22 protein-coding genes are annotated in these 23,885 nt (G+C 75.4%); 10 read left to right on the top strand and 12 right to left on the bottom strand.

Features of this window, described 5'->3' with window-relative positions; all coding sequences use genetic code 11:
• Window positions 1-21: 21 nt before the first annotated feature.
• A complete protein-coding gene (locus ACZ50K_RS20155) occupies window positions 22-1,398 on the bottom strand; it encodes a hypothetical protein (RefSeq protein ID WP_468904672.1) in 1,377 nt (458 codons plus the stop codon).
• Window positions 1,395-1,760, bottom strand: a complete 366-nt coding sequence (locus tag ACZ50K_RS20150) for a hypothetical protein (RefSeq protein WP_468904670.1) — start codon at window positions 1,758-1,760, stop codon at window positions 1,395-1,397. The genes ACZ50K_RS20155 and ACZ50K_RS20150 overlap by 4 nt, the downstream gene beginning before the upstream one ends.
• Before the next feature lie 203 nt (window positions 1,761-1,963).
• Here ACZ50K_RS20150 and ACZ50K_RS20145 point away from each other — a divergent pair, with 203 nt between their 5' ends.
• The 4 genes from ACZ50K_RS20145 to ACZ50K_RS20130 all read left to right on the top strand — a co-directional run bounded on the left by ACZ50K_RS20145 (window position 1,964) and on the right by ACZ50K_RS20130 (window position 7,386).
• A complete protein-coding gene (locus ACZ50K_RS20145) occupies window positions 1,964-2,164 on the top strand; it encodes a hypothetical protein (protein WP_468904668.1) in 201 nt (66 codons plus the stop codon).
• Window positions 2,165-2,243: 79 nt separating this feature from the next.
• Window positions 2,244-2,543, top strand: coding sequence for a YkvA family protein (locus tag ACZ50K_RS20140; protein WP_468904666.1), 300 nt, complete (start codon window positions 2,244-2,246; stop codon window positions 2,541-2,543).
• Between the two features lie 46 nt (window positions 2,544-2,589).
• The gene (locus ACZ50K_RS20135; protein WP_468904664.1) at window positions 2,590-5,460 is read left to right on the top strand and encodes an ATP-binding protein; all 2,871 of its coding nucleotides are present in this window, start codon (window positions 2,590-2,592) and stop codon (window positions 5,458-5,460) included.
• A 123-nt stretch (window positions 5,461-5,583) separates the two neighbouring features.
• A complete protein-coding gene (locus tag ACZ50K_RS20130; protein WP_468904661.1) occupies window positions 5,584-7,386 on the top strand; it encodes a S8 family serine peptidase in 1,803 nt (600 codons plus the stop codon).
• Between the two features lie 98 nt (window positions 7,387-7,484).
• Here the strand turns inward: ACZ50K_RS20130 and ACZ50K_RS20125 are convergent, their stop codons facing one another.
• From ACZ50K_RS20125 to ACZ50K_RS20095, 7 genes are all read right to left on the bottom strand, one after another.
• A complete protein-coding gene (locus ACZ50K_RS20125) occupies window positions 7,485-7,793 on the bottom strand; it encodes a hypothetical protein (RefSeq protein WP_468904659.1) in 309 nt (102 codons plus the stop codon).
• A 44-nt stretch (window positions 7,794-7,837) separates the two neighbouring features.
• Window positions 7,838-8,830, bottom strand: a complete 993-nt coding sequence (locus tag ACZ50K_RS20120) for an FAD binding domain-containing protein (RefSeq protein WP_468904657.1) — start codon at window positions 8,828-8,830, stop codon at window positions 7,838-7,840.
• Window positions 8,827-11,412 carry a molybdopterin-dependent oxidoreductase gene (locus tag ACZ50K_RS20115; protein WP_468904655.1) on the bottom strand — a complete coding sequence of 862 codons (2,586 nt, stop codon included), beginning with the start codon at window positions 11,410-11,412 and terminating at the stop codon, window positions 8,827-8,829. Before ACZ50K_RS20115 ends, ACZ50K_RS20120 begins: the two co-directional genes overlap by 4 nt.
• A 131-nt stretch (window positions 11,413-11,543) precedes the next feature.
• Window positions 11,544-11,924 (bottom strand): hypothetical protein, encoded by a 381-nt coding sequence (locus ACZ50K_RS20110; protein ID WP_468904653.1) that lies wholly within the window; start codon window positions 11,922-11,924, stop codon window positions 11,544-11,546.
• 129 nt (window positions 11,925-12,053) lie between these two features.
• Window positions 12,054-12,920: an AraC family transcriptional regulator gene (locus ACZ50K_RS20105; protein WP_468904651.1), complete on the bottom strand. Its 867-nt coding sequence runs from the start codon at window positions 12,918-12,920 to the stop codon at window positions 12,054-12,056.
• Between the two features lie 154 nt (window positions 12,921-13,074).
• The gene (locus tag ACZ50K_RS20100; RefSeq protein WP_468904649.1) at window positions 13,075-14,367 is read right to left on the bottom strand and encodes a pyroglutamyl peptidase; all 1,293 of its coding nucleotides are present in this window, start codon (window positions 14,365-14,367) and stop codon (window positions 13,075-13,077) included.
• Between the two features lie 367 nt (window positions 14,368-14,734).
• Entirely contained in the window at window positions 14,735-15,244 is a 510-nt protein-coding gene (locus ACZ50K_RS20095; protein ID WP_468904648.1) for an SRPBCC family protein, read from the bottom strand.
• A gap of 191 nt (window positions 15,245-15,435) precedes the next feature.
• Between ACZ50K_RS20095 and ACZ50K_RS20090 the strand changes: the two genes are divergently transcribed.
• Both ACZ50K_RS20090 and ACZ50K_RS20085 read left to right on the top strand, forming a co-directional pair.
• Entirely contained in the window at window positions 15,436-15,672 is a 237-nt protein-coding gene (locus ACZ50K_RS20090) for a hypothetical protein (protein ID WP_468904646.1), read from the top strand.
• Between the two features lie 52 nt (window positions 15,673-15,724).
• Window positions 15,725-17,065 (top strand): MFS transporter, encoded by a 1,341-nt coding sequence (locus ACZ50K_RS20085; protein WP_468904644.1) that lies wholly within the window; start codon window positions 15,725-15,727, stop codon window positions 17,063-17,065.
• A 23-nt stretch (window positions 17,066-17,088) separates the two neighbouring features.
• On the opposite strand, the gene ACZ50K_RS20080 is transcribed toward ACZ50K_RS20085, so the two are convergent.
• Window positions 17,089-18,306 (bottom strand): hypothetical protein, encoded by a 1,218-nt coding sequence (locus tag ACZ50K_RS20080; protein ID WP_468904642.1) that lies wholly within the window; start codon window positions 18,304-18,306, stop codon window positions 17,089-17,091.
• Between the two features lie 304 nt (window positions 18,307-18,610).
• Between ACZ50K_RS20080 and ACZ50K_RS20075 the strand changes: the two genes are divergently transcribed.
• Entirely contained in the window at window positions 18,611-19,849 is a 1,239-nt protein-coding gene (locus ACZ50K_RS20075; protein WP_468904639.1) for a DUF6545 domain-containing protein, read from the top strand.
• Between the two features lie 125 nt (window positions 19,850-19,974).
• Here ACZ50K_RS20075 and ACZ50K_RS20070 read toward each other — a convergent pair whose 3' ends face one another.
• Complete coding sequence (locus tag ACZ50K_RS20070) at window positions 19,975-20,307, bottom strand: hypothetical protein (RefSeq protein ID WP_468904637.1); 333 nt, start codon at window positions 20,305-20,307, stop codon at window positions 19,975-19,977.
• A 153-nt stretch (window positions 20,308-20,460) separates the two neighbouring features.
• Here ACZ50K_RS20070 and ACZ50K_RS20065 point away from each other — a divergent pair, with 153 nt between their 5' ends.
• Window positions 20,461-20,892, top strand: a complete 432-nt coding sequence (locus tag ACZ50K_RS20065) for a VOC family protein (RefSeq protein WP_468904635.1) — start codon at window positions 20,461-20,463, stop codon at window positions 20,890-20,892.
• A 27-nt stretch (window positions 20,893-20,919) separates the two neighbouring features.
• Here the strand turns inward: ACZ50K_RS20065 and ACZ50K_RS20060 are convergent, their stop codons facing one another.
• Window positions 20,920-21,546 (bottom strand): TOPRIM nucleotidyl transferase/hydrolase domain-containing protein, encoded by a 627-nt coding sequence (locus tag ACZ50K_RS20060; protein ID WP_468904632.1) that lies wholly within the window; start codon window positions 21,544-21,546, stop codon window positions 20,920-20,922.
• A gap of 430 nt (window positions 21,547-21,976) precedes the next feature.
• Here ACZ50K_RS20060 and ACZ50K_RS20055 point away from each other — a divergent pair, with 430 nt between their 5' ends.
• Complete coding sequence (locus tag ACZ50K_RS20055; RefSeq protein WP_468904630.1) at window positions 21,977-23,476, top strand: DEAD/DEAH box helicase; 1,500 nt, start codon at window positions 21,977-21,979, stop codon at window positions 23,474-23,476.
• A gap of 87 nt (window positions 23,477-23,563) precedes the next feature.
• Entirely contained in the window at window positions 23,564-23,875 is a 312-nt protein-coding gene (locus ACZ50K_RS20050; RefSeq protein ID WP_468904627.1) for an SCO5918 family protein, read from the top strand.
• Window positions 23,876-23,885 lie beyond the last annotated feature (10 nt).

Raw genomic sequence — 23,885 nt, 5'->3', positions numbered from 1 at the left:
GGCCGTGCCGTCTCTTCCGGCCTACCCGCCGCTCAGCGGCTCCGCGACCAGCACGGCGGCCGCGAGCGGATGCCCGATCAGCCGGTCGCCCGGGAGCCCGCGGGCGGTGAAGGCCGCCGCCAGCCGCTTCAACAGGGCGTGGAAGACCAGCGGCCGGTCCGGATCGCACAGCTCCCCGATGTGCTTCCTCGGCACCCCCCAGACGCGCAGCGCCGCCGCGGGGTCGCCCTCGGCCGCCGCCCGGGCACCGTCCGGCAGCCAGGGCGCGCCCAGCTCCTCGTCCGCCTGCACGAAGAACTCCAGGTACCAGTCCCGGGGGGCGCACTGGAGGCGGTCCCAGACCCCGATGGCCTCCAGGTACGAGGGGGCGAGAGGGCTGTGCACGGGCGCCGAGCCGAACGCCCGGGGGTCGAAGGGCTCCGCCTCCGGGCCGAAGAGGGAGGCCCGTTCGGTCTCGGCGAGGGCCAGGTCGAAGACCTCCGAGGCGAACCGGCGCTCCCCGGGGGTCATCTCCCGCAGCAGTCCGGCCGCCCGCTGCCGGGCCGGCGGATGGCTGACGCCCCGGCGGACGAACAGCGCCCGTTCGGTGAGGTGCACGGTGAGCATCCCGATGGCCGCCCCGGCGGCCCCGAGGGCGACTTCCGGGCCGCCCGGCGGCAGCCCCTCGAAGAGCCGCTCGCAGCCGCGCCGCAGGGTCCGCAGCGCGTGCAGGTCCGCCTCCGCCTCCAGCCGGTGGCCCTCCGAGCAGACGGGGAGGTACTCCTCGGTGGCGAAGGCGCTGACGGCGGACTCGTGGCCGAGGACGAAGTGGGCGAGCTCGTGGGCCAGTACGAACTGCATGGCGAAGTAGTTGAGCAGGGCCGCGTGCCGGGCGGCGGCCGGGTCCAGTCTGATCTCCAGTTTGCCGGCCAGCCCGTAGACCCGCTGCTGGGTGTTGTAGTAGCGCAGCAGCCCGGCCAGGACCCGGGGTTCGGGGCCGCGCTGCCCGGCGAGGGCGGTCACCTCGGCGTACAGGCCGCAGAGGCTGAACGTGGCGTCCGAGACGGCGACCAGCCCCGAGCCGTCGGTGAACCGGGTCATCCGGGCGGAGAAGGCCTCGCGGTTGAGCGGGACCACCCACAGGTCGGCCAGCTCCGGCCGGCTCGCCCCGAGATCGGCCAGCACCTCCTTGGTCTCCCGGGTCAGCTCCTCGACGGCCGCGCCGATCGGGTCGTCGGGGGAGCGGGGGTCGGTGGCCGCGAACTCGGCCAGCATGGTGTCCAGTTGGTCCAGTCCCCGGCCGTCGGCCAGCTCGGTCAGCCGCTGCCGCATGCCGGCCAGCTGACGGGTCCGGCTGACCGTCAGCCGTTCGTACCGCTGGAAGGCCAGGCTGCCGCCGCCCGCACCGCCGCCGCTCATGGCGAGGGTTCGGGTGCCGGGGCGTTGCGGCAGAACGCGCCGAGCCCGACCCGTCCCACCAGGACGGCGATCAGGACGGCCGTCCGGGCGTCGCCCGCGAAGTCGGCCACCAGCTCCTGCACCGTGAGGGCGTCGATCAGCCGGTCCGTGGAGGTGGTGCCGAGGAAGGGCTGGGCCTTCGCGTGGTGGCAGATCCGCCGCTGGAGCTCGGCGTGCTTGTCCGCGAACCACTCGCGGCCGAAGTCCCGGTGGCTCTCCTCGTCCTCCGGGGAGAGCCCGAGGCCCTCGCCCAGCAGTTCCGCCCCCAGCAGGGCGTACAGCTCGTCGTCGGTCCTGTCCCAGTAGCTCTCGACCGTGGTCATGCCGCCCCGCCTCCGTACACCGCCCGTACGACTACCCGACGGGCGGCAGGCTACTCACCGGAGGATCCGGACGGGTGGGTTCCGACATCCGCTCGCCCAATCGGATGGGATCCGCCGGATCGCGGGCGGGCGCCGCGACTCCGGGCCCCGGCGCCCCTATGTTCGGTCGCTGTCCGTATGTTCCTGTCGAAAGGTGCCCTCCCATGCGTGCTGTTCGTTCCGGACTGACCGCCCTCGCCGCCTGCGCCCTCGTGTTCGGTGCCGCCGGTGTCGCCAGTGCCGACGTGACCGTGAACGTCCCCGCCTCGCCCTCGTTCAACATCGTCTTCGGTGACTGGACCCAGTTCGCCGCGGACGACGTCTTCAACGCCGGCCACGACAACACCGTCGGCTCGGACAACTGACGCCCCCGGCGGACCGGGGCCGGGCGTCCCGCCCCACCCCGGTCCGTCGATCCGGCCCCGCAGGGGGTAGGAGTAGGGCATGGACAATCGCATCTGGTGGGCCGTCGGAGCCCTCGCCCTGGTCACCGCCGTCGCGGCCGCCCTGCTGCTGGTCCGCCTCTTCCGGGCCCGCCGGCTGCTGCTGGACGCGGACGTGCCCTTCAAGGGCAAGGCCCTGTTCTGGACCGCCGCCCTCTACACGGTCTGGCCGCTGGACCTGCTGCCCGACCCCGTCTACCTCGACGACATCGGGGCACTGCTGATCGCCCTGCGCGTCCTGCACTCCGCCGCCCGGGAGGCGCGCAACCCCTCGGTCACCACCCCCGAACATCGAAGATGATCAGCATCTGGCCCGCCGCCGGACCGTCTGCGTAGACTGCGTGCGCATGACAGCAGGGGCGGACGCACCCGTGTTGGTCGGCCGGGACGCGGAACTGCGCAGGCTCGTGGACGCCCTGGTCAGACCGCCCGCAGTGGTGATGATCGAAGGCGAAGCGGGCATCGGCAAGACCCGGCTCGTCCGCGAGGCGCTCGGCCGCCTCGCCGGCGGCGGACGGCGGATCCTCACCGGCGCCTGCCCCCCGCTCCGCGAACCCTTCCCCTACGGGCCGCTGTTCGACGTCCTCCACGACCTGCCCGTGCCCGCCCGGCTCAGCCCGGTCTGCGGGGCCCTGCGCCCCTACCTCCCGGAACTCGCCGACCGGCTCCCGCCGCCCTGCGAACCCCTCGACGACCACGCGGCCGCCGCCCACCGGCTGTTCCGCGCGGTCAGCGCCTTCCTCGCCGCCGTCTGCCCCGCCGTCCTCGTCGTCGAGGACCTGCACTGGGCCGACGACGGCACCCGCGACCTGATCCGCCACCTCACCGAGCACCCGCCCCCCGGCCTCACCACCGTCCTCACCTACCGCCGGGAGGACCTCCCGCCCGGCCAGCTGCCCCTCGGCCGCGCCCACCGGCGGCCCCCGGACGGGGACCTCAGCCTCCTCACCCTGGAAGCCCTGGGCACCGAGGACGTCCGCGTGCTGGCCTCCGCCCTCGCCGGCACCCCCGTCTCCGCCCGGCACGCGGCGGAACTCCACGAACGCACCGCCGGGATCCCCTTCGTCCTGGAGGAGTTCGTCCGCCACTCCGGAGCCGCCGCACCCCACCGGGAATCCCCACCCGGACCCGGCGCCCACCCGGGATCCCGCAGCGAGGTCCCGGCCCTGCTCCGGGAGGCCATGGGGGAGCGGACCGCGGCCCTGGGACCCGGCGCCCTCGCCGTCGTGCACGCCGCGGCGGCCCTCACCGAACCCGCCGCCGAGGCCCTCATCGGCACCGTCGCCGGCCTCACCGAGAACGACACCGCCGACGCCCTCGGCGACGCCATCCGGGCCGGGGTCCTCCACGACTTCGGCCAGGACCGCTACGGCTTCCGGCACGGCCTCGCCCAGCAGGCCGTCCACGACACCCTCCTCGGCCCGGACCGGCGCCGGCTGCACGCCCGCGCCGTCGCCGCCCTCGAAGCCCGGCCCGTCCCCCCGCTCGTCCGCCTCGCCTTCCACGCCCGCCTCGCCGGCACCCCCGAGGCCTGGCGCCGGCACGCCGAGAACGCCGCCCGGCACGCCCAGGACGTGGGGGACACCGCCGTCGCCGTGCAACTCCTCGAACAGCTCCTCGACGACCCCCAGCTGCCCCCCGAGGACCGCGCCCGCCTCGCCCTCCGGCTCAGCCGCGCCGCCGTCATCGGCCTCACCCACCGGCGCACCGCCCGCCTGCTGCGGCGGGTGGTCGACGAGTCCTGGCTCCCCGACGGAGTCCGCGGCGACATCCGGCTCAACCTCGGACTGCTCCTCAACAACCAGGGCGGCGACCACCTCCAGGGCCGCCGGGACACCGCCCGCGCCGTCGTCGAACTCAGCCGTTCACCGGCCCGCGCCGCCCGCGGACTGGCCGGACTGGCCATGCCCCTGTGGGGCGAGGACCCCTACAGCCTCTGCCTGACCCGGATCGAGGAGGCCGAACGCCTCGCCGCCGCGCACGGCGACGAGGCCCTCCGGCTGGCCGTCCGCGGCAACCACCTCGCCCTGCGGATGAGCCTGGGCGAACCCGCCGTACGGGCCGAGGCCGAGGCCCTGCTCACCCGGGGCGGCACCGACCGCGCCGCCCGCATGGAACTGGCCCGCATGTGCGGGAACCTCGCCGACGTCGCCGCCTGGCTGGGCCGGGACGCCGAGGCCGAGGCCTTCCGCGGCGAGGGCGGCCGGATCGCCGCCGCCTGCCGGGCCCCCTACCTCCGCAGCATCATCGACGCCACCTCGCTGCGCCTGGACTGGAGCCAGGGCCGCTGGGAGGGCCTCGACGACCGGGCCGGCCGGCTCCGCGAGGTCGCCCAGGGAGCCTGGGGAGTCGAATCCGAGGCCCTCCTCGTGCACGGGCTGCTCGCCGCCGCCCGCGCCGCCTGGGACGAGGCGGAGGAGCACCTCGCGGCCGCCGCGATCACCGACCCCGGGAACGCGGCCACCCCCGTCCTCGCCACGGCCGCGGGAACCGCCGTCCGGATCCGGCTGGCCCGCGACCGGACCGCCTCCGCCTGCGAACTCGCCGACCGCACCCTGGAACGCGTCTCCCGCAAGGGACTCTGGGGCTGGGCCGCCGACCTCATCCCGGCCGCCGTCGCCGCCCGGGTCCGGGCCCGGCGCCCGCAGGACGCCCGCGACCTCACCGAGGAGTTCGCCCAGGCCCTGCACGGCCGCGACCTGCCGCTGGCCGATGCCGCCCTGCACGTCTGCCAGGCCGTACTGGACCGCGCCGAGGGCCGCCCCGAAGCCGCCGCCGAAGCCTTCCGGCGGGCCGCCCGGGCCTACGAGGCGCTGCCCCGTCCGTACGACGCGGCCCGCGCCACCGCCGCCGCCTACGCCTGCTCCCCGCACCCCGACCCCGCGGAAGGCGCCCGGGCCGCCGCCGCACTGGAACGCCTCGGCGCGGTCCACGACGCCGCCCGCTGCCGCCGCGTACTGCGCGAGCGCGGAGCCCCCACCCGCACCCAGCCCGCCCGCAACCCGGGCACCGGCCCGCTCTCCACCCGCGAGACCGAGGTGGCCCGGCTGGCCGCCACCGGACTCACCAACCGGGAGATCGCCGGGCTGCTGTTCCTCTCGCCCCGCACCGTCGAACAGCACGTGGCCAGGATCCTCAGCAAGCTCGACGTCCCCTCCCGCCGGCACATCCCCGAACTGCCGGAACTCCCCGAACCCCCGCCCGACCCGACCGAATAGGTACCCCTACGGATACGGCTACGGATTGGCGCGCCCGCCCGCCCGGCCCAGGGTGATCCCTGCACCCCGGCCCCCACGCCGGGGTGCGGACCAGATCGACCGCCCGATCAGTAGGAGCACTCGATGCGTGCACAGCGTGCAGCAAGAAGCACCCGGCTCGGCGCCCTGGGGCTGGGAGCGGCCACCGCCGCCGCCACCGCCCTGACCATGCTCGCGGCCACCGCCCCGGCCATGGGCGCACCCGCACCCGCCGATGGGGCCCGGGTCCTCGGAGAGGGCTCGGCCACGGCCGTGGCCGGCCAGTACCTCGTCGCCCTCGACGCGGCGCCCTCCCTGCGCGCGGCCGCCACCGCCGAGACCGCCACCGCGGCCAAGGACCTGACGGACCGCCACGGAGGGGCGGTCCGTCAGCTGTACAGCGCGGCCTTCCGCGGGTTCTCGCTCACCGCCACCCCCGAGCAGGCCCGCCGGCTGGCCGCCGCCCCCGGCGTCCGGTACGTACAGGCGAACACCGTGTTCAAGGCCGTCGGCACCCAGCCCAGCCCGCCCTCCTGGGGCCTGGACCGGGTCGACGGCACCAAGGACAACAGCTACACCTACCCGGGGGACGGCACCGGGGTCACCGCCTACATCGCCGACACCGGCCTCTACACCCAGCACAGCGGCTTCGGCGGACGCGCCGTCTCCGGCTACGACTTCATCGACAACGACGCCGACTCCGCGGACTGCCACGGCCACGGCACGCACGTGGCCGGCACGGTCGGCAGCAAGGACCACGGCGTCGCGAAGAACGTCAAACTGGTCGGCGTCCGGGTGCTGAACTGCCAGGGCTCGGGCAGCACCGAGCAGATCGCCGCCGGCATGGACTGGATCGCCCGGAACGCCAAGAAGCCCGCCATCGTCAACATGTCCCTGGGCGGCAGCGCCGACCGGGCCCTCGACGACGCGGTGGCCGGGGTCATCAACTCCGGCGTCCAGGTCGCCGTCGCGGCCGGCAACGACAGCAAGGACGCCTGCGGCACCAGCCCCGCCCGGCTCGCCGCCGCGGTCACCCTGGGCTCCACCGACAGCAACGACGCCCGCTCCAGCTTCTCCAACTACGGAAGCTGTCTCGACCTGTTCGCGCCCGGCGGCTCCATCGTCTCCACCAAGATGGGCGGCGGGACCCAGACCATGAGCGGCACCTCCATGGCCACCCCGCACGCCGCGGGCGCCGCCGCCATATTCCTGTCCGCGCACCCCGACGCCACCCCCGCCCAGGTCCGTGACGCCCTGGTGAACGGGGCCCAGACCGGCAAGGTGACCGGCCCCGGCTCGGGCTCGCCCAACAAGCTGCTGAACGTGACCGGCCTCGGCGCCCCGGCCGAACCGGGCGACCCGGTCGCCCAGTTCACCGCCCAGTGCTCCACCACCGCCGCCACCTGCTCCTTCGACGCCTCCGGCTCCTCCGACCCGGACGGCGCCATCGCCTCCTACGCCTGGGAGTACGGGGACGGCACCACCGGCACCGGGGCCAAGCCCTCGCACGACTACGCCAAGGCCGGCACCTACTCCGTGAAGCTGACCGTCACCGACGACGCCGGCCGGAAGAACTCCGTCACCAAGCCGGTCACCGCCGGGACCGTGGAGCCGCCGGCCGGCACCCCGCCGACCGCCGCGTTCTCGGTGTCCTGCTGGTACCAGGACTGCTCCTTCGACGCCTCCGGCTCCTCCGACTCCGACGGCGGCATCGCCTCGTACGCCTGGAAGTTCGGCGACTCCACCACCGGCACCGGCCGGACCGTGAACCACCGCTACCCGGCCGGGCAGCGCAGCTACACCGCCGAGCTGACCGTCACCGACGACTCGGGCCTGAAGTCCACCGCCTCGCGCCGCATCGACTGCTACGGCTTCGGCACCGGCCAGTCCCTCTGCTTCGCCGGCTGACCCGCACCGCACCGGACCCACAGCACAGCACCGCACAGCGAGCCCGCCCGGCCGGCCCCACCGGCCGGGCGGGCACCGCCGCTTCCGGCCCGAGCCGGCTAGCGCGGCTCCTGGGCCGCCGCCCGGCAGGCGCCGTTCGCGGCGCCGCCCGGCACCCCGGCCGTGGTCAGCGCGCTCACACAGCCGCCCAGGTCACTGACCACCCCGTGGTAGCAGGCCGTCCGGACGGTGTCGGTGACCGCCACCCCGGTCTGCTCGACCATCTTCACGCAGGCGGGGATGTCGGCCGGGGCGGCCGGCGCGGCCGCGGCGAGGGCGGCCGGTGCGGCCAGGGCGACCCCGCCGAGGCCGCCGAGCATCAGCGTCAGACCGGTGAGGGCACCGGCGAGGCGGGTCGACGTGCGCATGGGACGCACCTGCTCTCCGGGAAGAGGGACTCCCCCTTCCGACGCTAGAGCAGCCCCCCGCCCCCCGCACCCCCTGGGCCCGCCACGGCCGGTCCGGCGGCCCGCTCCAGGACCTCCAGGACGGTGTCCCGGAACAGCGGGGCCTTGTAGCCGGTCCCCGGCAGCGGCCGGCAGCGGGCCAGCACCGTCGCCGCCGCCCCGGCGAGCACCTCCGGGGAGGCCTCCCGGCCGGTCAGCGCGGCCGCCACCTCCGGCAGCCGCAACGGGACCCGGGCCACCCCGCCGGCCGCCACCGCCGCGTACACCACGGTGCCCCCGTCGAGGACCAGCCGGGCGACGGCCTCCACCAGCGGCCACTCGGCGTGCGCACGGCTGGTGGCCCGGTGGTAGGCGGCCCGCTCCCCGGGCAGCGGCGCGGGCAGCCGGACCCCGGTCAGCACACGGTCCGGCGCCAGCAGGTGGTCGCGGTGTCCGAGCAGGTCCCCGTCCCCGTAGAGCGCGGCCACCGGGCGCGGGGACTCGCCGTGGACCTCCGCCTCCGCCTCGTACGCGAGCAGCGCCATGCCCAGGGTGGACGGGTGCGGGGCCACACAGGCGCAGTCCCCGGCGACCGTGCCGAAGTGGTGGTCGCCGGCCCGGGCCGGGCAGCCGTCACCGCCCTTCTGCAGGCAGTCCACCGCCGGATTGCGGTAGTACCAGCAGCGGTTCCGCTGGAGCAGGTTGCCGCCCAGGGTCCCGGCCGCCCGCACCTGCGGGGTGGCCGCGGCCCCGGCGGCCGCCGCCAGCCCCGGCCAGCCGTCCCGCACCCGCGGATCCGCGGCCAGCGCGGCGAGGGTGGTCAGGGCGCCGATCCGCAGCCCGCCGCCGGGCAGCGGCGAGGCACCGCGCAGATGGCCGGCCCCGTCGAGGTCGGTGAACGGGCCGGGGGAGACACCGCTGCGCTGCCGGGCCCCGGTGTCGGTGCCGCCCGCCCGAAGTTCCCCGCCCCGGGCCAGCACGGCGGCCGACAGGTCGGCCAGTACGGGTTCGCGGCTCACGCGCCCAGTCCCTTCAGCAGCCGGTCCGGCCGGATCGGCATGTCGTACGGACGCCAGCCGGTCGCGTCACGGACCGCGTTGGCCAGGCAGGCCGCGGTGGGCAGGGTGGCGATCTCACCGAGGCCGACCCCGCCGCCGGGCACGTGCCCGAAGCCCTCCTGATGGAAGTGCACGGTGATCTCCGGGGTGTCGCCGATACCGGGGAGGCGGTAGTCCTCCAGGTTCTCGGTCAGCACCCGGCCGGTCAGCGGATCGCCGCGCCGCTCCTCGTACAGGGCGTAGCCGATGCCCTGGATGACGGCGCCCTCGCACTGGCCGCGGGCCGGCCGGTCCTCGTGGATCCGGCCGGCGGCGATGCCGCTCCACACCCGCAGCGGGCGGATCCGGCCCAGCCGGGTGTCCACCTCCACCTCGGCGACCTGCACCGATCCGGTGAACCCCCGGCCGATGGCGAGCCCGGCCAGCGGGAAGGGGGTGACGAACCCCCGGCGGTCGCGGGGCCGCCGCCCGGTCACCCGGACCCCGTGCGAGGAGTCCAGCCGGGCCGTGATGTCACCGCCGCCGAGGGCCCGGCGCAGCCGGGCGGCCGCGTCCGCCGCGGCGGGCACCAGGGACGGGGTGGTGCGGCTGCCGCCGGAGGTCGGGCCGTGCACGGTGTCGCTCCGGCCGATCTCGGCACGCACCCGGTCGACGGGCACGCCCAGGCCTTCGGCGACGGCCCGGCGCAGCACGGTCCGGGAGCCGGTCCCCATGTCCTGGACGGCGCAGCGGGCCACCACCGCACCGTCCTCCACGGTCAGTTCCACCTCGGTGGCGGGGTCCAGGAAGTACAGCCAGTTGGCGGCCGCGACCCCGACACCGCGCCGGAAGCGCCCGTCCCCGCCGCGCGGGCCGGACCAGACGGGCAGGGCCGCGGCCCAGTCGTACAGGGCGTGCCGCTTGGGGTTGCCGTCCCAGCGGCGGCGCAGTTCGATCGGGTCCCGGCCGAGCCGGCGGGCCATCTCGTCCACGGCCTGCTCCAGGGCCCAGCACATGGTGGGTCCGCCCGGCCCCCGGAAGGGGGCGCCCGGCGGCCGGTGGGTGAGGGTGTCGAAGTCGCGGAGCCGGCGCGGGGCCCTGCCGTACATGAACCGGGCCAGGGCCGCCACGGTCCCGCCGACGGCGACCCCGCCGTCGGTGTCGGCGTCCATGGCGAAGGCGCCGAGGCCGCCGTCGGCGTCCGCGGCCATCGCCAGCCGGATCCGGGTGCCGGGCCGGTAGCCGCCGTCCACGAGCTCCTCGTCCCGCTCCAGCACCACCCGCACCGGGGCCCCGTGCAGCCGGGCCAGCTCGGCGGCGGCGATCACATCGGTGGTCAGGCCCATCTTGCAGCCGAAGCCGCCGCCCACGTGCACGGCCTCGGCGACCACCTGGCCGGGGGCCAGCCCGAAGCGTTCGGCGGCCAGCTCGGCCACCCGTTTCACGGACTGCGTGGACACCTGAAGGCGGAGGGTGCCGTCGACCCAGCGGGCCAGACAGCCGTGCGGTTCCAGGGGGGTGTGGGTCTGGGCGGCGGTGGTGAACACCCCCTCCACCACGCGTTCCGGATGCCGTTCGCGGGCCTCGGTGATCCGGCGTACGGCCGTGGCGGGCCGCCGGCTCATCGCGGACGGGCCGCGCAGATTGCCGCGCCAGCGGGCCGGCAGCAGCTGGGGGGCCTCGCCGGAGCCCGGTGCCCGCTTCCGGGCGGCTTTGTCCGGGTAGACCAGCGGGCCGCCGTCGTCCCGGGCGGCGCCCGCGTCCAGGGCGGCCGGGCGGACCTCGTAGTCCACGGTGATCCGTGCCGCTGCGGCCAGGGCGGCCGCCCGGTCCGCTCCGGCGACCGCGGCCACCGGCTGGCCCACGTACCGGACCACCCCGTCGGGCGGGAGCAGCGACACCATCGGCTGTCCCCCGGTGGGCAGCACCCGGACGAAGGCGTGGGCGTGCGGCGAGCGGATGATCACGCCCTCCAGCAGCCCGTCGGGGCGCAGGTCCGTGGTGTACCGGGCCGATCCGTCGACCTTCTCGGGGGCCTCCACCCGCGGCGGGGCCGGTGCCGGCCCGTCCTCCGCCGGCACCGTGTCGTACGCGCCCGCGCAGGCGGCCGCCACCGCCTGGTGGATCCCCGGGTACGCCCCGCAGCGGCACAGATGCCCGGCCAGGGCCTCCGCGACCTGGTGCTGGCCGGGGCGGGTGCGACCGTGTTCGGCCCGCCAGCGTTCGAAGAAGGCCACCGCCTCGACCACGAAGCCGGGGGTGCAGTAGCCGCACTGGAGGGCGTCCTCGGCGGCGAAGGCCCGGGCCACCGGATGGCCGGACAGGCCCTCGACGGTGGTGACCCGCTTCCCGGCCAGCAGGACGGCCGGGGTCAGACAGGACAGCCGGGGCTCGCCGTCGACCTGGACGGTGCAGGCCCCGCAGACCCCGCCGCCGCAGACGAGTTTGGTGCCGGTCAGCCCGAGCCGGTCTCGGACCACCTCCACGGCGGCCGGGTCCTCGCCCACGTCCACGCTGTGCCGGACGCCGTTGACCTCGAACTCCACCGACTTCCCGAATTCCACGAGACGGACTCCTCAGCCGTGGGGTGGCGACCGCCTCCCCACGGCTCGCCGTCAGCCTCCTTGATACCCCGCCGCACCGGCCGCCGCAGCTCGGGCGGGCGGGTGGCGAGGGCGGGTGCGGCGGGCGGCGGTCATCCCGCCGGGGCGGTGTCCTCGTCCTCGGGGCGGCGGAGGAGGGAGAGCGGCTCCACGGCGGAGCGGAGGGCGGTGGCGAGGACCGAGGCGCGGTCCGCGGCCACGCCGAGCAGGTCGGACGACTCCCGGACCCGCTCGTCCGGCCCGGTTCCGTCACCGGTGGCCACCCGCCCCTCGTTGGCCTGGGTGCCGAGGGCCACCACGGCCTGCTGGAGGGCCTGCGGAAGGTGCTCGACGAGCCGCAGCAGGGCCGCCGCCGTCTCCGCGATCTCCGCCGGACCGGCATAGGCGTCGAGGTCGAGGGTCACCTGGTTGAGGGAACCCAGTTTCTCCGCCGCCTCGTCGGCGAGCTGCGCGGGGGTGTGGTCGAGGTCCAAGGAAGGCTCCTTCTCGATCGGTCGGCTCCCGGCCCCGGACCGTGCGCGGGGTTCCGTCCCGCCGCCGGCGCCGGGTCAGCCGTACGGCAAGGTACGGCATCCCGGCGCGGCCCCGGCCGGCGGCCGGGCTCAGCCCTGCTCCCGCTCGACGGGCAGCCACAGTTCGGCCTCGGCCCGGGTGCCGTCCGGGGAGGTGCGGACCCGCAGGATCTCGGGGCCGGGGCGGCTCCGGTAGGGGTTGGAGGGGAACCATTCGGTGAACACGTCCCGCCACAGGTACTGGATGGCCTCCGGCACCGGTCCGGAGGTGGTGAACACCGCCCAGCCGCCGGCCGGGACCACCAGCACGGTGGTGCCCTCGGGGGCCGGGGCGGAGGTGACCACGCCCTGGTAGTAGTCGAGTTCGGTGCCCTCGGCCCGGCTCGGATCGAGGTCGTCGCAGACCGCGAGCATCCCCTCCGGTTCCTGGTCCGACAGCTTCCCCAGCCGCTCCAGGGCGGGTGCCCCGATGCCCCGGACGAAATCGATGATGGCCTGGTTCGGTCCCGTGTGGACCAGCGGGACACGGGCCTTGTACCCGGTGACGGTGAACTCGGCCCGGTCGGTGACCCGGTAGCGCATGCTGTTGCTCCCTTCGACGGTGAGGCGGAAGGAGAGCCGGGCCTGCGAGACCAGCGCGGCCCCGGACCGCCGGGCCTCGCCCGGGCCGACCCCGTGCATGGCCCGGAACGCCCGGGCGAAGGCCTCGCCGGACCCGTATCCGTAGCGCACCGCGATGTCCAGCAGCGGCTCCCGGCCGGCGAGCACCTCGGCGCCCGCGACGGTCAGCCGGCGGCGCCGGACGTACTCCGACAGCGGCATGCCCGCCAGCGCCGAGAACATCCGGCGCAGGTGGTACTCCGAGGTCGCGGCGGTGCGCGCCAGCTCGGCCACGTCCAGCGGACCGTCGAGCCCCTGCTCGACGCGTTCCATGGCCTGGTTGAGACGCTCCAGCACCCGCGGCTCCCTTCCCGTCCTCTTCCTGTGCTCCTGTACGGGCACCACGCTAGGCCGCGGCCGGGGGGCCGGACCCGACATCCCGTGCCCGATGATGTCGGGTCCGGGTGGTGTGGGGTCCGGGTGGTGTGGGGTCCGGCCCCCGCCGGGCGGGTCAGCCGGTGGAGTGCCGCAGGATCTCCCGGACCTGGTCGGTGATCGCCAGCTCGTTGGCCTCGAACTCCGCGCCGGTCAGGGCCGCCGGGTCGGCGGGCAGCCCGGTGAGCACCGGGGTGTGCAGATGGCCGCCGGGGACGGTGCGGCCGAGTTCCAGCCGCAGCCGGTTGGAGCGGTAGGCGACCTCGTTGGAGAGGTAGCCGCCGCCCCCGCCGGCCACCGCCCGGGACCCGGCCGTCGGCCCGTCCGGCCGGTCCACCGGCAGCAGTCCGCCGGCCGGGATCTCGGTCACCGCGGTGTTCAGCCGGACCGGGAAGGGGCTCTGCACGGCGGTCATCGGCCCGGTCGGCAGGGTGGTGCGCAGGAACTCGGCGCCGGGCCCCAGGCCCGGGGCGGTCACCGGGGCCTGCCGGGTGCCGCCCGAGAGGGCGCCGGTGTTGTCCGGGTAGGGGTCGGCCGACCGGGACCGGCCCGCCCAGGCCTCCAGGGTGAACAGGCCCGGATAGCCCTGGCTGATGCTGGTGATGGTGTGGGCGGCGAGCGGGCCGGGGGTGAGCGCGGGCCGGTAGGCGCGCTCCACGATGCCGGCGTCGAAGTCCCCGTACCGCACGGGGAGGACCACGGCACGGAACTCGGCGACGGTGCCGTCGGACAGGGTCAGCCGGCGGCCGTTGAGCTGGAGGGCCGCCGAGCCGGAGGGATTGGCCCGCCGGGGCTCGGCGTCGAGCCCGAAGGGGTCGAAACCGCTGACGAACACCCGGCGGACCCCCGGAGTGCCGCGGAAGGCGTTGTCCTTCAGACCGCGGGAGGCGTCCTCGAAGCGGGTCCGCAGGGCGGACCGGTCCACGGTGAACTCCGGCTGCCACCTGGCCAGTTCGAGGGTCATGGCCAGCCGGGCCCAGTACAGCGGCCGGTCGTCGGCGGCGGCCAGGTCCCCGCCGGGGCGGCGGCCCTGGGCCCGGTCCACGGCCGCCTGCCACAGGGCGGTGCCCCAGGAATCGAGCAGCCGGCCGGCCTCCGCCGCGTTCCGGGTGGAGCAGAGGGCGGCCGGGAAGCGGCGGACGTACTCGCCGAGGGCCGCCCGGAGCGGGAAGGCGGTGGCCCGCGGGTCCGCCAGCCGGGCCTGCTCCGGGTCCGGTCGGACCCCGGGATCGGTCCGGCAGCCGGCCCCCGCGTGCGCGCCGGTGGTCGGCGGGGGAGGGGCCGCGGCCTGCGCGGACAGGGGGGTCAGAAGGGCGCCGACGGCGCCGAGCAGGGTGGCGGCCAGGGCCGCGCCACGTAAGAGGGCCATACGAGGTGACGTTACGCAGCGGCCGCCGCGCTGACCCCCGCTCAGAAATCTTTGGCAGAGAGCCGTTTACGAGGCCGGAACCCGGCCATACGCGAATTCAGGCGGGCCCCGCGGAGACGGACCACGGGAGTTCCCGCCACCCCCGAGGCCCGGCCGTGCGGTGTGTGTCCCCCCTCGCATCGCGCGGCCACGGCCGGTGGGCAGCGTGGGATCGTCGCACGGGTTCCGCGCGGCGACCGGGCGGCCGGCGGCGTTCCAGCGGGATGCCGCCGCCCGCCCGGGACCCCCGGCTGCGGCGCTCGGACCGCCGCCCCCGGGCAGCGGAACCCCGACGGCCGACCCCCGCCACCCCCGTGGCGCGGACGTGTCAGGCGCCGTCGGGCTCGGCTTCCAGGGCCCTCTTGAGGTTGCGCAGGGTCACGCGGATGTTCCCGCGCTGGAAGTCGGCGAAGGTGCGGCCCCCGGTGGCGACCCGGTCGAAGACCTGGGCCACCGGGTCCGGCCAGCCCCGCCGGTCGTCGGTCCAGGTCTCGGTCACCAGGGTGCCCTCGGGGACCTCCTCGAAGCGGTACTCCCAGGTGGCGATCGGACCGGGCAGCCGCGGCCGCCGTACCCCGATGGCGTGCACCCGGAACCGGAACAGCCGCTCCGGGTCGGCCGCGGTCACCGTGCACCGGGTCGTCCAGCGGAAGGCGCCCCGCTTGTTCCGCCCGTCGAACACCGTCCCCACGCGGGCCTCCCCGTCGCCGTGGACGGTGGCGCCGAGGTTCTCCGGGCTCCAGCCGCCCATCAGGGCGGGGTCGGAGACCCGCCGGTAGACGAGCTCGGGACGGGCGTGGACGACGATGCTGTCGGACACCGTGAACGTACGAGGCATGGCACTCCCCTTCTCGACCGCCGACGCTACCGTCCCGCCCCACCTGCTGGCTACCACCCGGTAACAAGGTGCGGCCCCGCCGGGCGCGGGCCGGCGGGGATGGACCGCCGGTCACGGGGTAGGCGCACCCGGTCCGCGCGGATCCGTGCGCGGACCCGTGGTGAAGCGCCCGACCGAGGGGAGCCGCTGTGATGGACGGTACGACGGGGCGGAAGGCCGAAGAGCAGGAGCCGGGCATGGGGGCCGAGCGGCAGCGGCCCGGGATCGGGCGCGAGGAGCAGGTCCGCGACCGTCCCGGTCCGGACCCGGTGCACCCGGACGCCAGCAGGCCGGTGCCCGGGAAGACCCCGGAGGACCTGAGGAGGCTCCAGGAGCGGAGGATGGCCCGGGACCGCTCCGAGCCGGGCGAGCGGGGCGACGGCTCCTGACCGGAAAAAACCGTTTGCCCCGAACACCGCCGCGAGCGCACGATTCGCGGTTGTGAGCAAGACCCGATCCCGCCTGGCCTCGATCCTCCCCGACACCGCCCCCTGGCGCTCCAGCCGCGACTTCCGGCTGTTGTTCTACCAGGGCACGGTGACGTTCTTCGGCAGCTTCATGGCGATGATCGCCCTGCCGCTCCAGATCAAGGACCTCACCGGTTCGCCCCTGGCCGTCGGCGCGATGGGCGCGGTGGAGCTGGTTCCGCTGGTGGTCTTCGGGCTGTACGGCGGCGCCCTCGCGGACGCCGTGGACCGCCGCCGGATGATCCTGTGGACCGAGGCCGGACTGGGGCTCCTCGCCGCGGTGCTGCTGGTGAACGCACTGCTCCCGGAGCCGATGCTGTGGCCCCTCTACGTGGTGGCCGCCGGCGTGTCCGCGCTCACCGGCCTCCAGCGCCCGGCGCTGGACTCGCTGACCGCCCGGATCGTGCCGCACGACCAGCTGACCGCCGCGGCGGCGCTGGGCGCGCTCCGGTACCAGATCGGTGCGATCGCCGGCCCCTCGCTGGCCGGACTGGTGGTGGCCTATGCCGGGCATGCCCCGGCGTACGCGGTGACGGTGGCCGGGTTCGCGACCTCGGTGCTGCTGTGTCTGCGGCTGAGCCCGGCCCCGCCGGCCCGGGACGCGGAGCGGCCGTCGCTGCGGGGCATCGCGGAGGGCGCCCGGTACGCCTGGAGCCGGCCGGTGCTGCTGGGCACCTACGCGGTGGACCTGGCCGCGATGTTCTTCGCCTTCCCGAACGTGATCTTCCCGTTCCTGGCGGACGAGCTGGACGCCCCCTGGGCGCTGGGTCTGATGTACGCGGCGGGTTCGGTGGGCTCGCTGGTCCTCGGGCTGACCAGCGGCTGGACCTCCCGGGTGCACCGGCACGGCCTGCTGGTGGTGGGCGGGGCGACGGTGTGGGGGCTGGCGGTGGCCTCGGCCGGCTGGTTCACGGACATCTGGCTGGTGCTGCTGTGCCTTGCGGTGGCCGGGGCCGGGGATATGCTCAGCGGACTGGGCCGGTCGACGATCTGGAACCAGACGATTCCGGAGGGGTTGCGCGGCCGGCTGGCGGGCATCGAGGTGCTCTCGTACAGCGTGGGGCCGCAGCTGGGGCAGGTCCGGGCCGGCTGGGCGGCGGGCTGGACGGGCACCCGTACGGCGTTCTGGAGCGGCGGCCTGGCCTGTGTGGCCTCGGTCGCGGCGCTGGCCGTGCTGCTGCCCGCCCTGGTGGTGTACGACGCGCGGACGGACCCCGACGCCCGCCGCCGCCGGGAGGCCGGCGGGCCCGGCCCGGCGCCGGAGCCGGACTCCGGTCCTGATCCGGACCGGGACTCGGCTCCGGCGCCCGCCTGACCCGCGCGGCACCGGTCGTATGGTCAGCCGGCGGCCGGGGCCATGCCGGTGTTCACCGAGCCCTTGGGGGTCCGGTACTCGGAGGGGCCGACCGGCTTGACCGGGACCACCGGCTTGACCGGGGTGACGGAGCTCGCGGAGACCTTGAAGGTGACCGGGTCGGCGCCGGAGTTCACGCTCACCCGGTAGGTGCCCGCCCGGACGTGGGCCACGGTCGCGGTGCCGTGCCACTTGCCGTCCTTGCCCAGGGTCAGCCGGACGTTGCCGCCGAAGGCCGTCGAGCTGGCGGTGTAGACGCTGTTGGGGCTGCCGGTGCCGGTCAGCGCGATGTCGACCTTGTCGCCGGTCTTGCCGCCGCCCGGGTGGACGGCCAGGGTCGAGCGGCCCGGCAGCGGCGGGGTGACCGGCTTCTCCGTGACGGTGAACTTGGCCTGCCCGATCTGCTCGGAGCCGACGTATCCGCTCACCCCGTAGTAGCCGTGGTCCGCGACCTTGCCGGAGACGGTGGCCCGGCCGTGCCACACGCCGGGGTTGCCGCGGTCCTGGACCAGGTCGACGCGGCCGCCGAAGGCGTCGGAGCGGACGTAGGCGTCGCCTTCGAGGCCCTTCGCCCGGATCTCGATGCCGATCCGGTCGCCGGCCCGGCCGGAGTCCGCGGACAGGTGCATGGAGGCGGAGACGGGCTCGGGGTCCGGCTTCGGGTCGGGCTTGGTGCCGGTGTTCACGGAGAAGGCGGCAGTGCCCTGGGCCCCGGTGTCGCCGTAGTCGGCGGTGACGGTCAGTTTGGCGGTGCCGATGCCCCAGCCCGCCTTGACGGTGCCGGTACCGGTGTAGCTGCTGCCGGAACCGGACACGCTGATGCCGGTGAGGGCGTCGGAGGCGGCCGTGACCCGCGCGTCGCCGCTGGTGGAGACCTGGAAGGTCACCTGGTCGCCCGCCGCGTAGCCGGTCGGGTCCGCCGGGGAGGAGGTGACGGTCACCACGGGGGCCGCGGTGGAGTCGTCGACGGCCGGGGTGGTGGGGGAGGGCGTGGCGACGGGGGTGACGGCCGGGGTGGTGTCGGTGCCGGTGTCGGCCGGGGTGGTGTCGCCCGGGGTGGTGTCGGTCAGCACGACGGACGGGGTGTCGGTCGGAGCCGGTGCCGGGGTCGGGGCCGAGTCGGCGGCGAACGCGTTCGCCGGGGCCGCCAGACCGATCGAGGCGACGACGGCCACGGCCGAGAGGGTGAGCGCCTTGCGCATGGTGTGTTCCTCCTTGCAGGACCGCGCGATTCCCGCGGTGCACTGCTGAGGAGGGGGATCCGGCGCGTCCGGTTTCATCCGTTCCGCGCCCTTCGTGGGGGTAGGGCAGAAAGTCCCGGGGGCTCGTGCGCAGACGCGGCACCGCCCCTTCACCAACCCGAAACCCCGTCTTTGCCGCGATTTTTGGGACCAAAGCCCCGCCCCCGGCCCGGCCGTCACTCTTGTTGATCACCGGGTGACCGGCCGTTAGGCTCGTGGTCCGTGGGGGGCGGGTGCCGTATCCGGGCATCGCGGGAGGGCTGGGATGGACACGAGCGTCAACTTCTACGTCCCCGCCGGCGCGTTGGCCCTCACCCTGGTCGCGAAGTTCCCCGCCCTGCTCCGGGGCTGGCGCACCCCCATGGTCCGCACCGTCAACGCGGTGCTGCTGCTCGGCTGCGCCTGCTTCTTCTTCTCCGCACCGCCCACCATCACGGTGGTGAACCGGCTCACCGGGGTGAGCAACTTCTCCGCCCCGCTGGTCTACTGCATCGTCTGCGGCTACGCCTGCAGCTGTCTGGTGCTGATGGAGAACTGGCGGGCCGACTCCCGCGACCGGGCGCGCGGCCGCCGCCGGGCCCGCGCCTGGATGGCCGCGTACGGGCTGGCGATGGCCCTGGTCGTGGTCCTGTTCCTGCTGGGCGAGGCGCCGGTGGAGCGGCTCCGCGACTTCGACACCTACTACTCGGCCACCCCGTACATCCGCGAGATGATCGTGGTCTACCTGCTCGCGCACAGCGTGGCCGCGGCCGCCGCCATGGTGCTGTCCTGCCGGTGGGCCCTGGAGATCGGGGAGGAGGCCCGCACCGCCCCGGCCCCCACGAAGGTCGTCTGCCTGCGCGTCGGACTGGTGATCCTGGTCGTGGGCTTCGGCATGAACCTGGTCTTCGGCCTGGTCAAACTCACCGGGGTGCTGACCCACTCGGCGCTGCTCAACGAGGGCGTCGCCCCCTTCATCTCCTTCGTCGCCTTCCTCGCCACGGCGGGCTTCCTCATCCCGCTGATCGGCCCGCCCTTCATCGAGGGGTTCTGGCGGCCCTGGCGGACCTACCGGGCGCTGGGCACCCTGCGACGGGTGGTCCGGCCCGCCCCCACCGGGACGGGCGGTGCGGTGCGGTTCCGGCTGCCCTGGCACGCCGGGCCGGAGCAGCGCCTGGTCCACCGGGTGACCAGCATCCAGGACTGGATGCTGGGGCTGCGCGGCTACTTCGACGACGAGGTCCGGGCCCGGGCCCTCCGGCAGGCGGAGGAACGCGGCGCCGACCCGGCCGAGGCCCTGGCCGCCGGGTTCGCCGCCATGCTGCGGACCGCGGCCGCGGACCGGACGCGCGGGGCGAAGGCCCCGGCGGACCGCAGCGCCCGGGCGGTGGCGGCGCTCCGCGAGGCCGAGGCCGAATACCGCGACCTGGCGGAACGGATCTCCCGCGCCCTGGACGCGGACCCCGACCCGGCCATCGGGCCGGCGGGCGGAACCCCGGCGGACCCGGGCCCCGCCCGGGTCTGAGAGCGGGGTCCGGGCCGGCGGCCGAAGCCCTGGTCGGTGTTGGGGTCGGCGGCCGGGTGGCCGGGCCCGCCCGGCAGCCGGATGGCCGGGTCCTGCGGCCGGGGGTCCGGCTCGTGGCCGGTCGGTCAGCCGGCCGTCTCGGGGTCGGCGGCCACCTGGCCGGTTACCACCGGGGGCCCCAGCGGCGCGTCCGCCTCCGCTACACCCGCTCCGGCCAGCGCCGAGGCCGCGATCCCGAGCGCGCTGTCCTCCGCCCGGGCCCGGTCCGGTGCCTCCACCGCCAGGCGCAGACAGAAGGTGCCGTCCTCGTTGACGGTGAGCAGGTCCAGCTCCTCGACCTCGTCCACGTCCGACCGGGCCGGGTCCGCCCGGCGCAGCCGCCGTGCCAGCTCGTCCCGGACACCGGCCGGCACCTCGGTGAGGAACGTACCGGGCACGGTGATCACGTAGGCGGTCATGGATGCCTCCTCTGCTGCGGTTCCTGCGCTGCGGTTCCTGCCGGACCTGCCGGCCCCGCTTCCACGGGCCGTGGTACGCCCGCAGGGCGCGCCTGCCCCGGATCCCGGCCGTGACACCCCGTGCCGTCGCCGGTACGGGGGTACCGTGTCCGGATGGAGCAGCGGATCAGTCTGGTCACCCTCGGCGTCACCGACCTCGCCCGTGCCAGGGCCTTCTACGAGGCGCTGGGCTGGCGGGGCACCGAGGTGGAGGAGACCGTCTTCCACCAGGCGGGCGGTCTGGCCCTGGTGCTGTGGGACCGCGGGAAACTGGCGGCGGACTGCGGCCTCCCGGACGCCCCGGCGGCCGGCTTCGGCGGGATCGCGCTGGCCCACAACGTCCGTACGGACGCCGAGGTCGACTCCCTCCTCGACACCGCGGCCCGGGCCGGCGGCACCGTCACCCGGCCCGCCGCGGTGAACGCGATCGGCTTCTACTCGGGGGTGTTCACCGACCCCGACGGGCACCCCTGGGAGATCGCCCACAACCCCGGTTTCACCCTCGCCGAGGACGGCTCGCTGATCCTGCCCGACTTCGGGCAGTAGCGGACCCCCGGGGTTCGTCGGGTGCCGTCAGGCGGCTTCCGGCGGCGGCAGCAGCAGCCCCAGCGGGCGGGGGACCCCGGCCGCGCCGAGCCGCTCCACCAGGGCGCGGGCGTACTGGGCCTTCCGGCCGGCGTGGGTGCCCAGGAAGCGGCGCAGCTGCTGTTCCACGGTCCGCCCCCGCTGGGCCGGCTGCTTCTGGAACGTGCGGAACGCGCGCAGCTCGCCCTGTTCGGCGACGACCTCCTGCACCGAGTCGGCGCCCAGCGCGCGGATCAGTTCGTCCTCCAGGTCGGCTTCGCAGACGTGGAAGGCGCCGAATCCGAGGCCCGCCCTGGCCAGTCCGCGCCGGAAGAACGGTTCCTCGCGGGCGTCGCACAGTCCCGCCAGCCGCAGTCCCAGGCCCTGCGGGCCCAGCAGCTCCACGAACCGGCCGACGCTCATCGCGCCGCCCAGGGACACGACCGCGATGCCCTCGCCGTCCAGGTCACGGCCTTCGAGGGCGGCCAGCGCCTCGACGGCGGCCACATCGCTGACCCCCTCGACCAGGACGGCGGTGCCGACCCCGGGGGCCAGTTCCCGGGCGGACCTCCCGGCCTCCGCGCTGCCGGCGGCCCATTCGGCCGCCGCCCTGCCGAACCGGCTCGTGTCGTGCATGGGTGACGGACTTCCTTCGGCCGGGGGCGGAGCGGGCACGCCCGCCATGCTCGCGGCGCCGTCCGCCCCGGGGCAACCGAATTCCCCGGCGCCGTCCCGACGGGGCTTTCGCCCCGGCGTGCTACTGTCGATCTCAGTTGCAGTCATGGTTCCCGCAACGCTCCGGGCGATTCCGGACGGGACATCATCGCGGCGACCCGGTGCCGTGCTTGGCCGGCCCGGTGTACAGCCCCAGCTGCAGGTGTCGCCCGCAGTGACCAGACCTGCGGACGCCCCGTCCCCCCGCCGACCTCTCGTCGATGAACACATCCGGAACTTCCGCGGGCCGGATCCGCTTTCTTTCCCATTCTCCCGGCCCGTTCCAGAGATTCCCGCGCCGCACCTCCGCCGCGGAATTCCTTGACGCGTGCCGCATCAAGGAAGGTTCTGAATGAACCCCACTCGCACGAACAACCGCTCAACCCGCACCCGCGCCCGCACCGGTGGCGCCCCCGCCTTCGGCTCCGGCCGTGGCAGCCGCTTCGGTTCCGCCGCCCCCAGCCGCTCGGGCGGCCAGGGCCGCTCCGGTGGATACGGCCGCCGGCCCTCCGCCGCGCAGGGCGAATTCGCCCTCCCCGAGACCATCACTCCGCCGCTGCCCTCCGTGGAGGCGTTCGCGGACCTGGACATGCCCGAGCAGCTGCTCGCCGAGCTCGGCCGACAGGGTGTCACCGTCCCCTTCCCGATCCAGGGCGCCACGCTTCCTAACTCCCTCGCCGGCCGCGATGTCCTCGGCCGCGGCCGCACCGGCTCCGGCAAGACCCTCGCCTTCGGTCTGGCGCTGCTGGCCCGCACCGCCGGACGACGTGCCGAGGCCCGTCGTCCGCTGTCCCTGATCCTGGTCCCGACCCGGGAGCTGGCCCAGCAGGTCACCGACGCCCTCACCCCCTACGCCCGCTCCGTGAAGCTGCGCCTGGCCACCGTCGTCGGCGGCATGCCCATCGGACGCCAGGCCTCCGCGCTGCGCGGCGGTGCCGAGGTGGTCGTGGCCACCCCGGGCCGGCTCAAGGACCTCATCGACCGCGGCGACTGCGCCCTCGACCAGGTCGGCATCACCGTCCTGGACGAGGCCGACCAGATGGCCGACATGGGCTTCATGCCGCAGGTCACCGCACTGCTCGACCAGGTCCGGCCCGACGGCCAGCGGATGTTGTTCTCCGCCACCCTGGACCGCAACGTCGACCTGCTGGTCCGCCGCTACCTGAGCGACCCGGTCGTGCACTCCGTGGACCCCTCCGCCGGCGCGGTCACCACCATGGAGCACCACGTCCTGCACGTCCAGGGCGCCGACAAGCACCGGACGACCACGGAGATCGCCGCCCGTGAAGGCCGCGTGATCATGTTCCTGGACACCAAGCACGCCGTGGACCGCCTCACCCAGGACCTGCTGGACAGCGGAGTGCGCGCCGCAGCCCTGCACGGCGGCAAGTCGCAGCCGCAGCGCACCCGGACCCTGAGCCAGTTCAAGACCGGCCATGTGACCGTGCTGGTCGCCACCAACGTCGCCGCCCGGGGCATCCACGTGGACAACCTCGAACTGGTGGTCAACGTGGACCCGCCGACCGACCACAAGGACTACCTGCACCGCGGCGGACGCACCGCGCGGGCCGGCGAGTCCGGCAGCGTCGTCACCCTGGTCACCCCCAACCAGCGCCGCGACATGACCCGTCTGATGGCCGCCGCGGGGATCGTGCCCCGGACCACCCAGGTCCGCTCCGGCGACGAGGAACTGCACCGCATCACCGGCGCCCGGACCCCCTCGGGCATCCCCGTGAAGATCACCGCACCGCCGCGCGAGCCGGCCAAGCGCGGCTCCTCCTCGCGCGGGAAGCGCAGCGCCGCCTCCGCCGCCCGGCGCGCCACCCGCCGCACCTACGACGCGGCTGCCTAGGGGGCTGACGACACCCTCCGGGGGATGTCGTCACCCCCAGTCCCCGCCGTCCGAGGACCGTTCCCCTCCTTGCCCCTGTGAGGCCTCATGCGCTGTGTCATCGCCCGTTTCCCGTTCGACCTCACCAAGAGCGGGGTCCTGGAATCGATGAAGGGCGTCAAGCCCGAGGAGGTCACCGGCGAGTCCGTGATCATCGGCCGCCGCACCTATCCGGTGAAGCAGGTGGGCGAGGTGATCACCCGGCAGGACCGCCGCGACTTCAGCTCCGCCGAAGTGCTCCGGGCGATGGCCCGGCTCGGTTTCACCTGCCGGGGCCTGCCCCGGCCGGCCGCGCCCGCAAGGTCCCTCAGCCCGTTCCAGCGGGCCTCCGCGATGCTGGGCGGTCCCGCGGCCGTCTGACCGGAGCGCG

The organism is Streptomyces sp. NPDC033845, from assembly GCF_055576225.1.
Note: the sequence above shows the minus strand (reverse complement) of the source record. Positions and strands in the feature narration are given on the sequence as shown.

What these genes read in the sequence shown, in the direction of transcription:
- ACZ50K_RS20055 (WP_468904630.1), top strand. Translation starts at nt 21,977, where the DNA reads ATGAACCCCACTCGCACGAACAACCGCTCAACCCGCACCCGCGCCCGC.
- ACZ50K_RS20050 (WP_468904627.1), top strand. Translation starts at nt 23,564, where the DNA reads ATGCGCTGTGTCATCGCCCGTTTCCCGTTCGACCTCACCAAGAGCGGG.
- ACZ50K_RS20095 (WP_468904648.1), bottom strand. Translation starts at nt 15,244, where the DNA reads ATGCCTCGTACGTTCACGGTGTCCGACAGCATCGTCGTCCACGCCCGT.
- ACZ50K_RS20060 (WP_468904632.1), bottom strand. Translation starts at nt 21,546, where the DNA reads ATGCACGACACGAGCCGGTTCGGCAGGGCGGCGGCCGAATGGGCCGCC.
- ACZ50K_RS20155 (WP_468904672.1), bottom strand. Translation starts at nt 1,398, where the DNA reads ATGAGCGGCGGCGGTGCGGGCGGCGGCAGCCTGGCCTTCCAGCGGTAC.
- ACZ50K_RS20125 (WP_468904659.1), bottom strand. Translation starts at nt 7,793, where the DNA reads ATGCGCACGTCGACCCGCCTCGCCGGTGCCCTCACCGGTCTGACGCTG.
- ACZ50K_RS20150 (WP_468904670.1), bottom strand. Translation starts at nt 1,760, where the DNA reads ATGACCACGGTCGAGAGCTACTGGGACAGGACCGACGACGAGCTGTAC.
- ACZ50K_RS20145 (WP_468904668.1), top strand. Translation starts at nt 1,964, where the DNA reads ATGCGTGCTGTTCGTTCCGGACTGACCGCCCTCGCCGCCTGCGCCCTC.
- ACZ50K_RS20070 (WP_468904637.1), bottom strand. Translation starts at nt 20,307, where the DNA reads ATGACCGCCTACGTGATCACCGTGCCCGGTACGTTCCTCACCGAGGTG.
- ACZ50K_RS20140 (WP_468904666.1), top strand. Translation starts at nt 2,244, where the DNA reads ATGGACAATCGCATCTGGTGGGCCGTCGGAGCCCTCGCCCTGGTCACC.
- ACZ50K_RS20090 (WP_468904646.1), top strand. Translation starts at nt 15,436, where the DNA reads ATGGACGGTACGACGGGGCGGAAGGCCGAAGAGCAGGAGCCGGGCATG.
- ACZ50K_RS20135 (WP_468904664.1), top strand. Translation starts at nt 2,590, where the DNA reads ATGACAGCAGGGGCGGACGCACCCGTGTTGGTCGGCCGGGACGCGGAA.
- ACZ50K_RS20080 (WP_468904642.1), bottom strand. Translation starts at nt 18,306, where the DNA reads ATGCGCAAGGCGCTCACCCTCTCGGCCGTGGCCGTCGTCGCCTCGATC.
- ACZ50K_RS20130 (WP_468904661.1), top strand. Translation starts at nt 5,584, where the DNA reads ATGCGTGCACAGCGTGCAGCAAGAAGCACCCGGCTCGGCGCCCTGGGG.
- ACZ50K_RS20065 (WP_468904635.1), top strand. Translation starts at nt 20,461, where the DNA reads ATGGAGCAGCGGATCAGTCTGGTCACCCTCGGCGTCACCGACCTCGCC.
- ACZ50K_RS20100 (WP_468904649.1), bottom strand. Translation starts at nt 14,367, where the DNA reads ATGGCCCTCTTACGTGGCGCGGCCCTGGCCGCCACCCTGCTCGGCGCC.
- ACZ50K_RS20075 (WP_468904639.1), top strand. Translation starts at nt 18,611, where the DNA reads ATGGACACGAGCGTCAACTTCTACGTCCCCGCCGGCGCGTTGGCCCTC.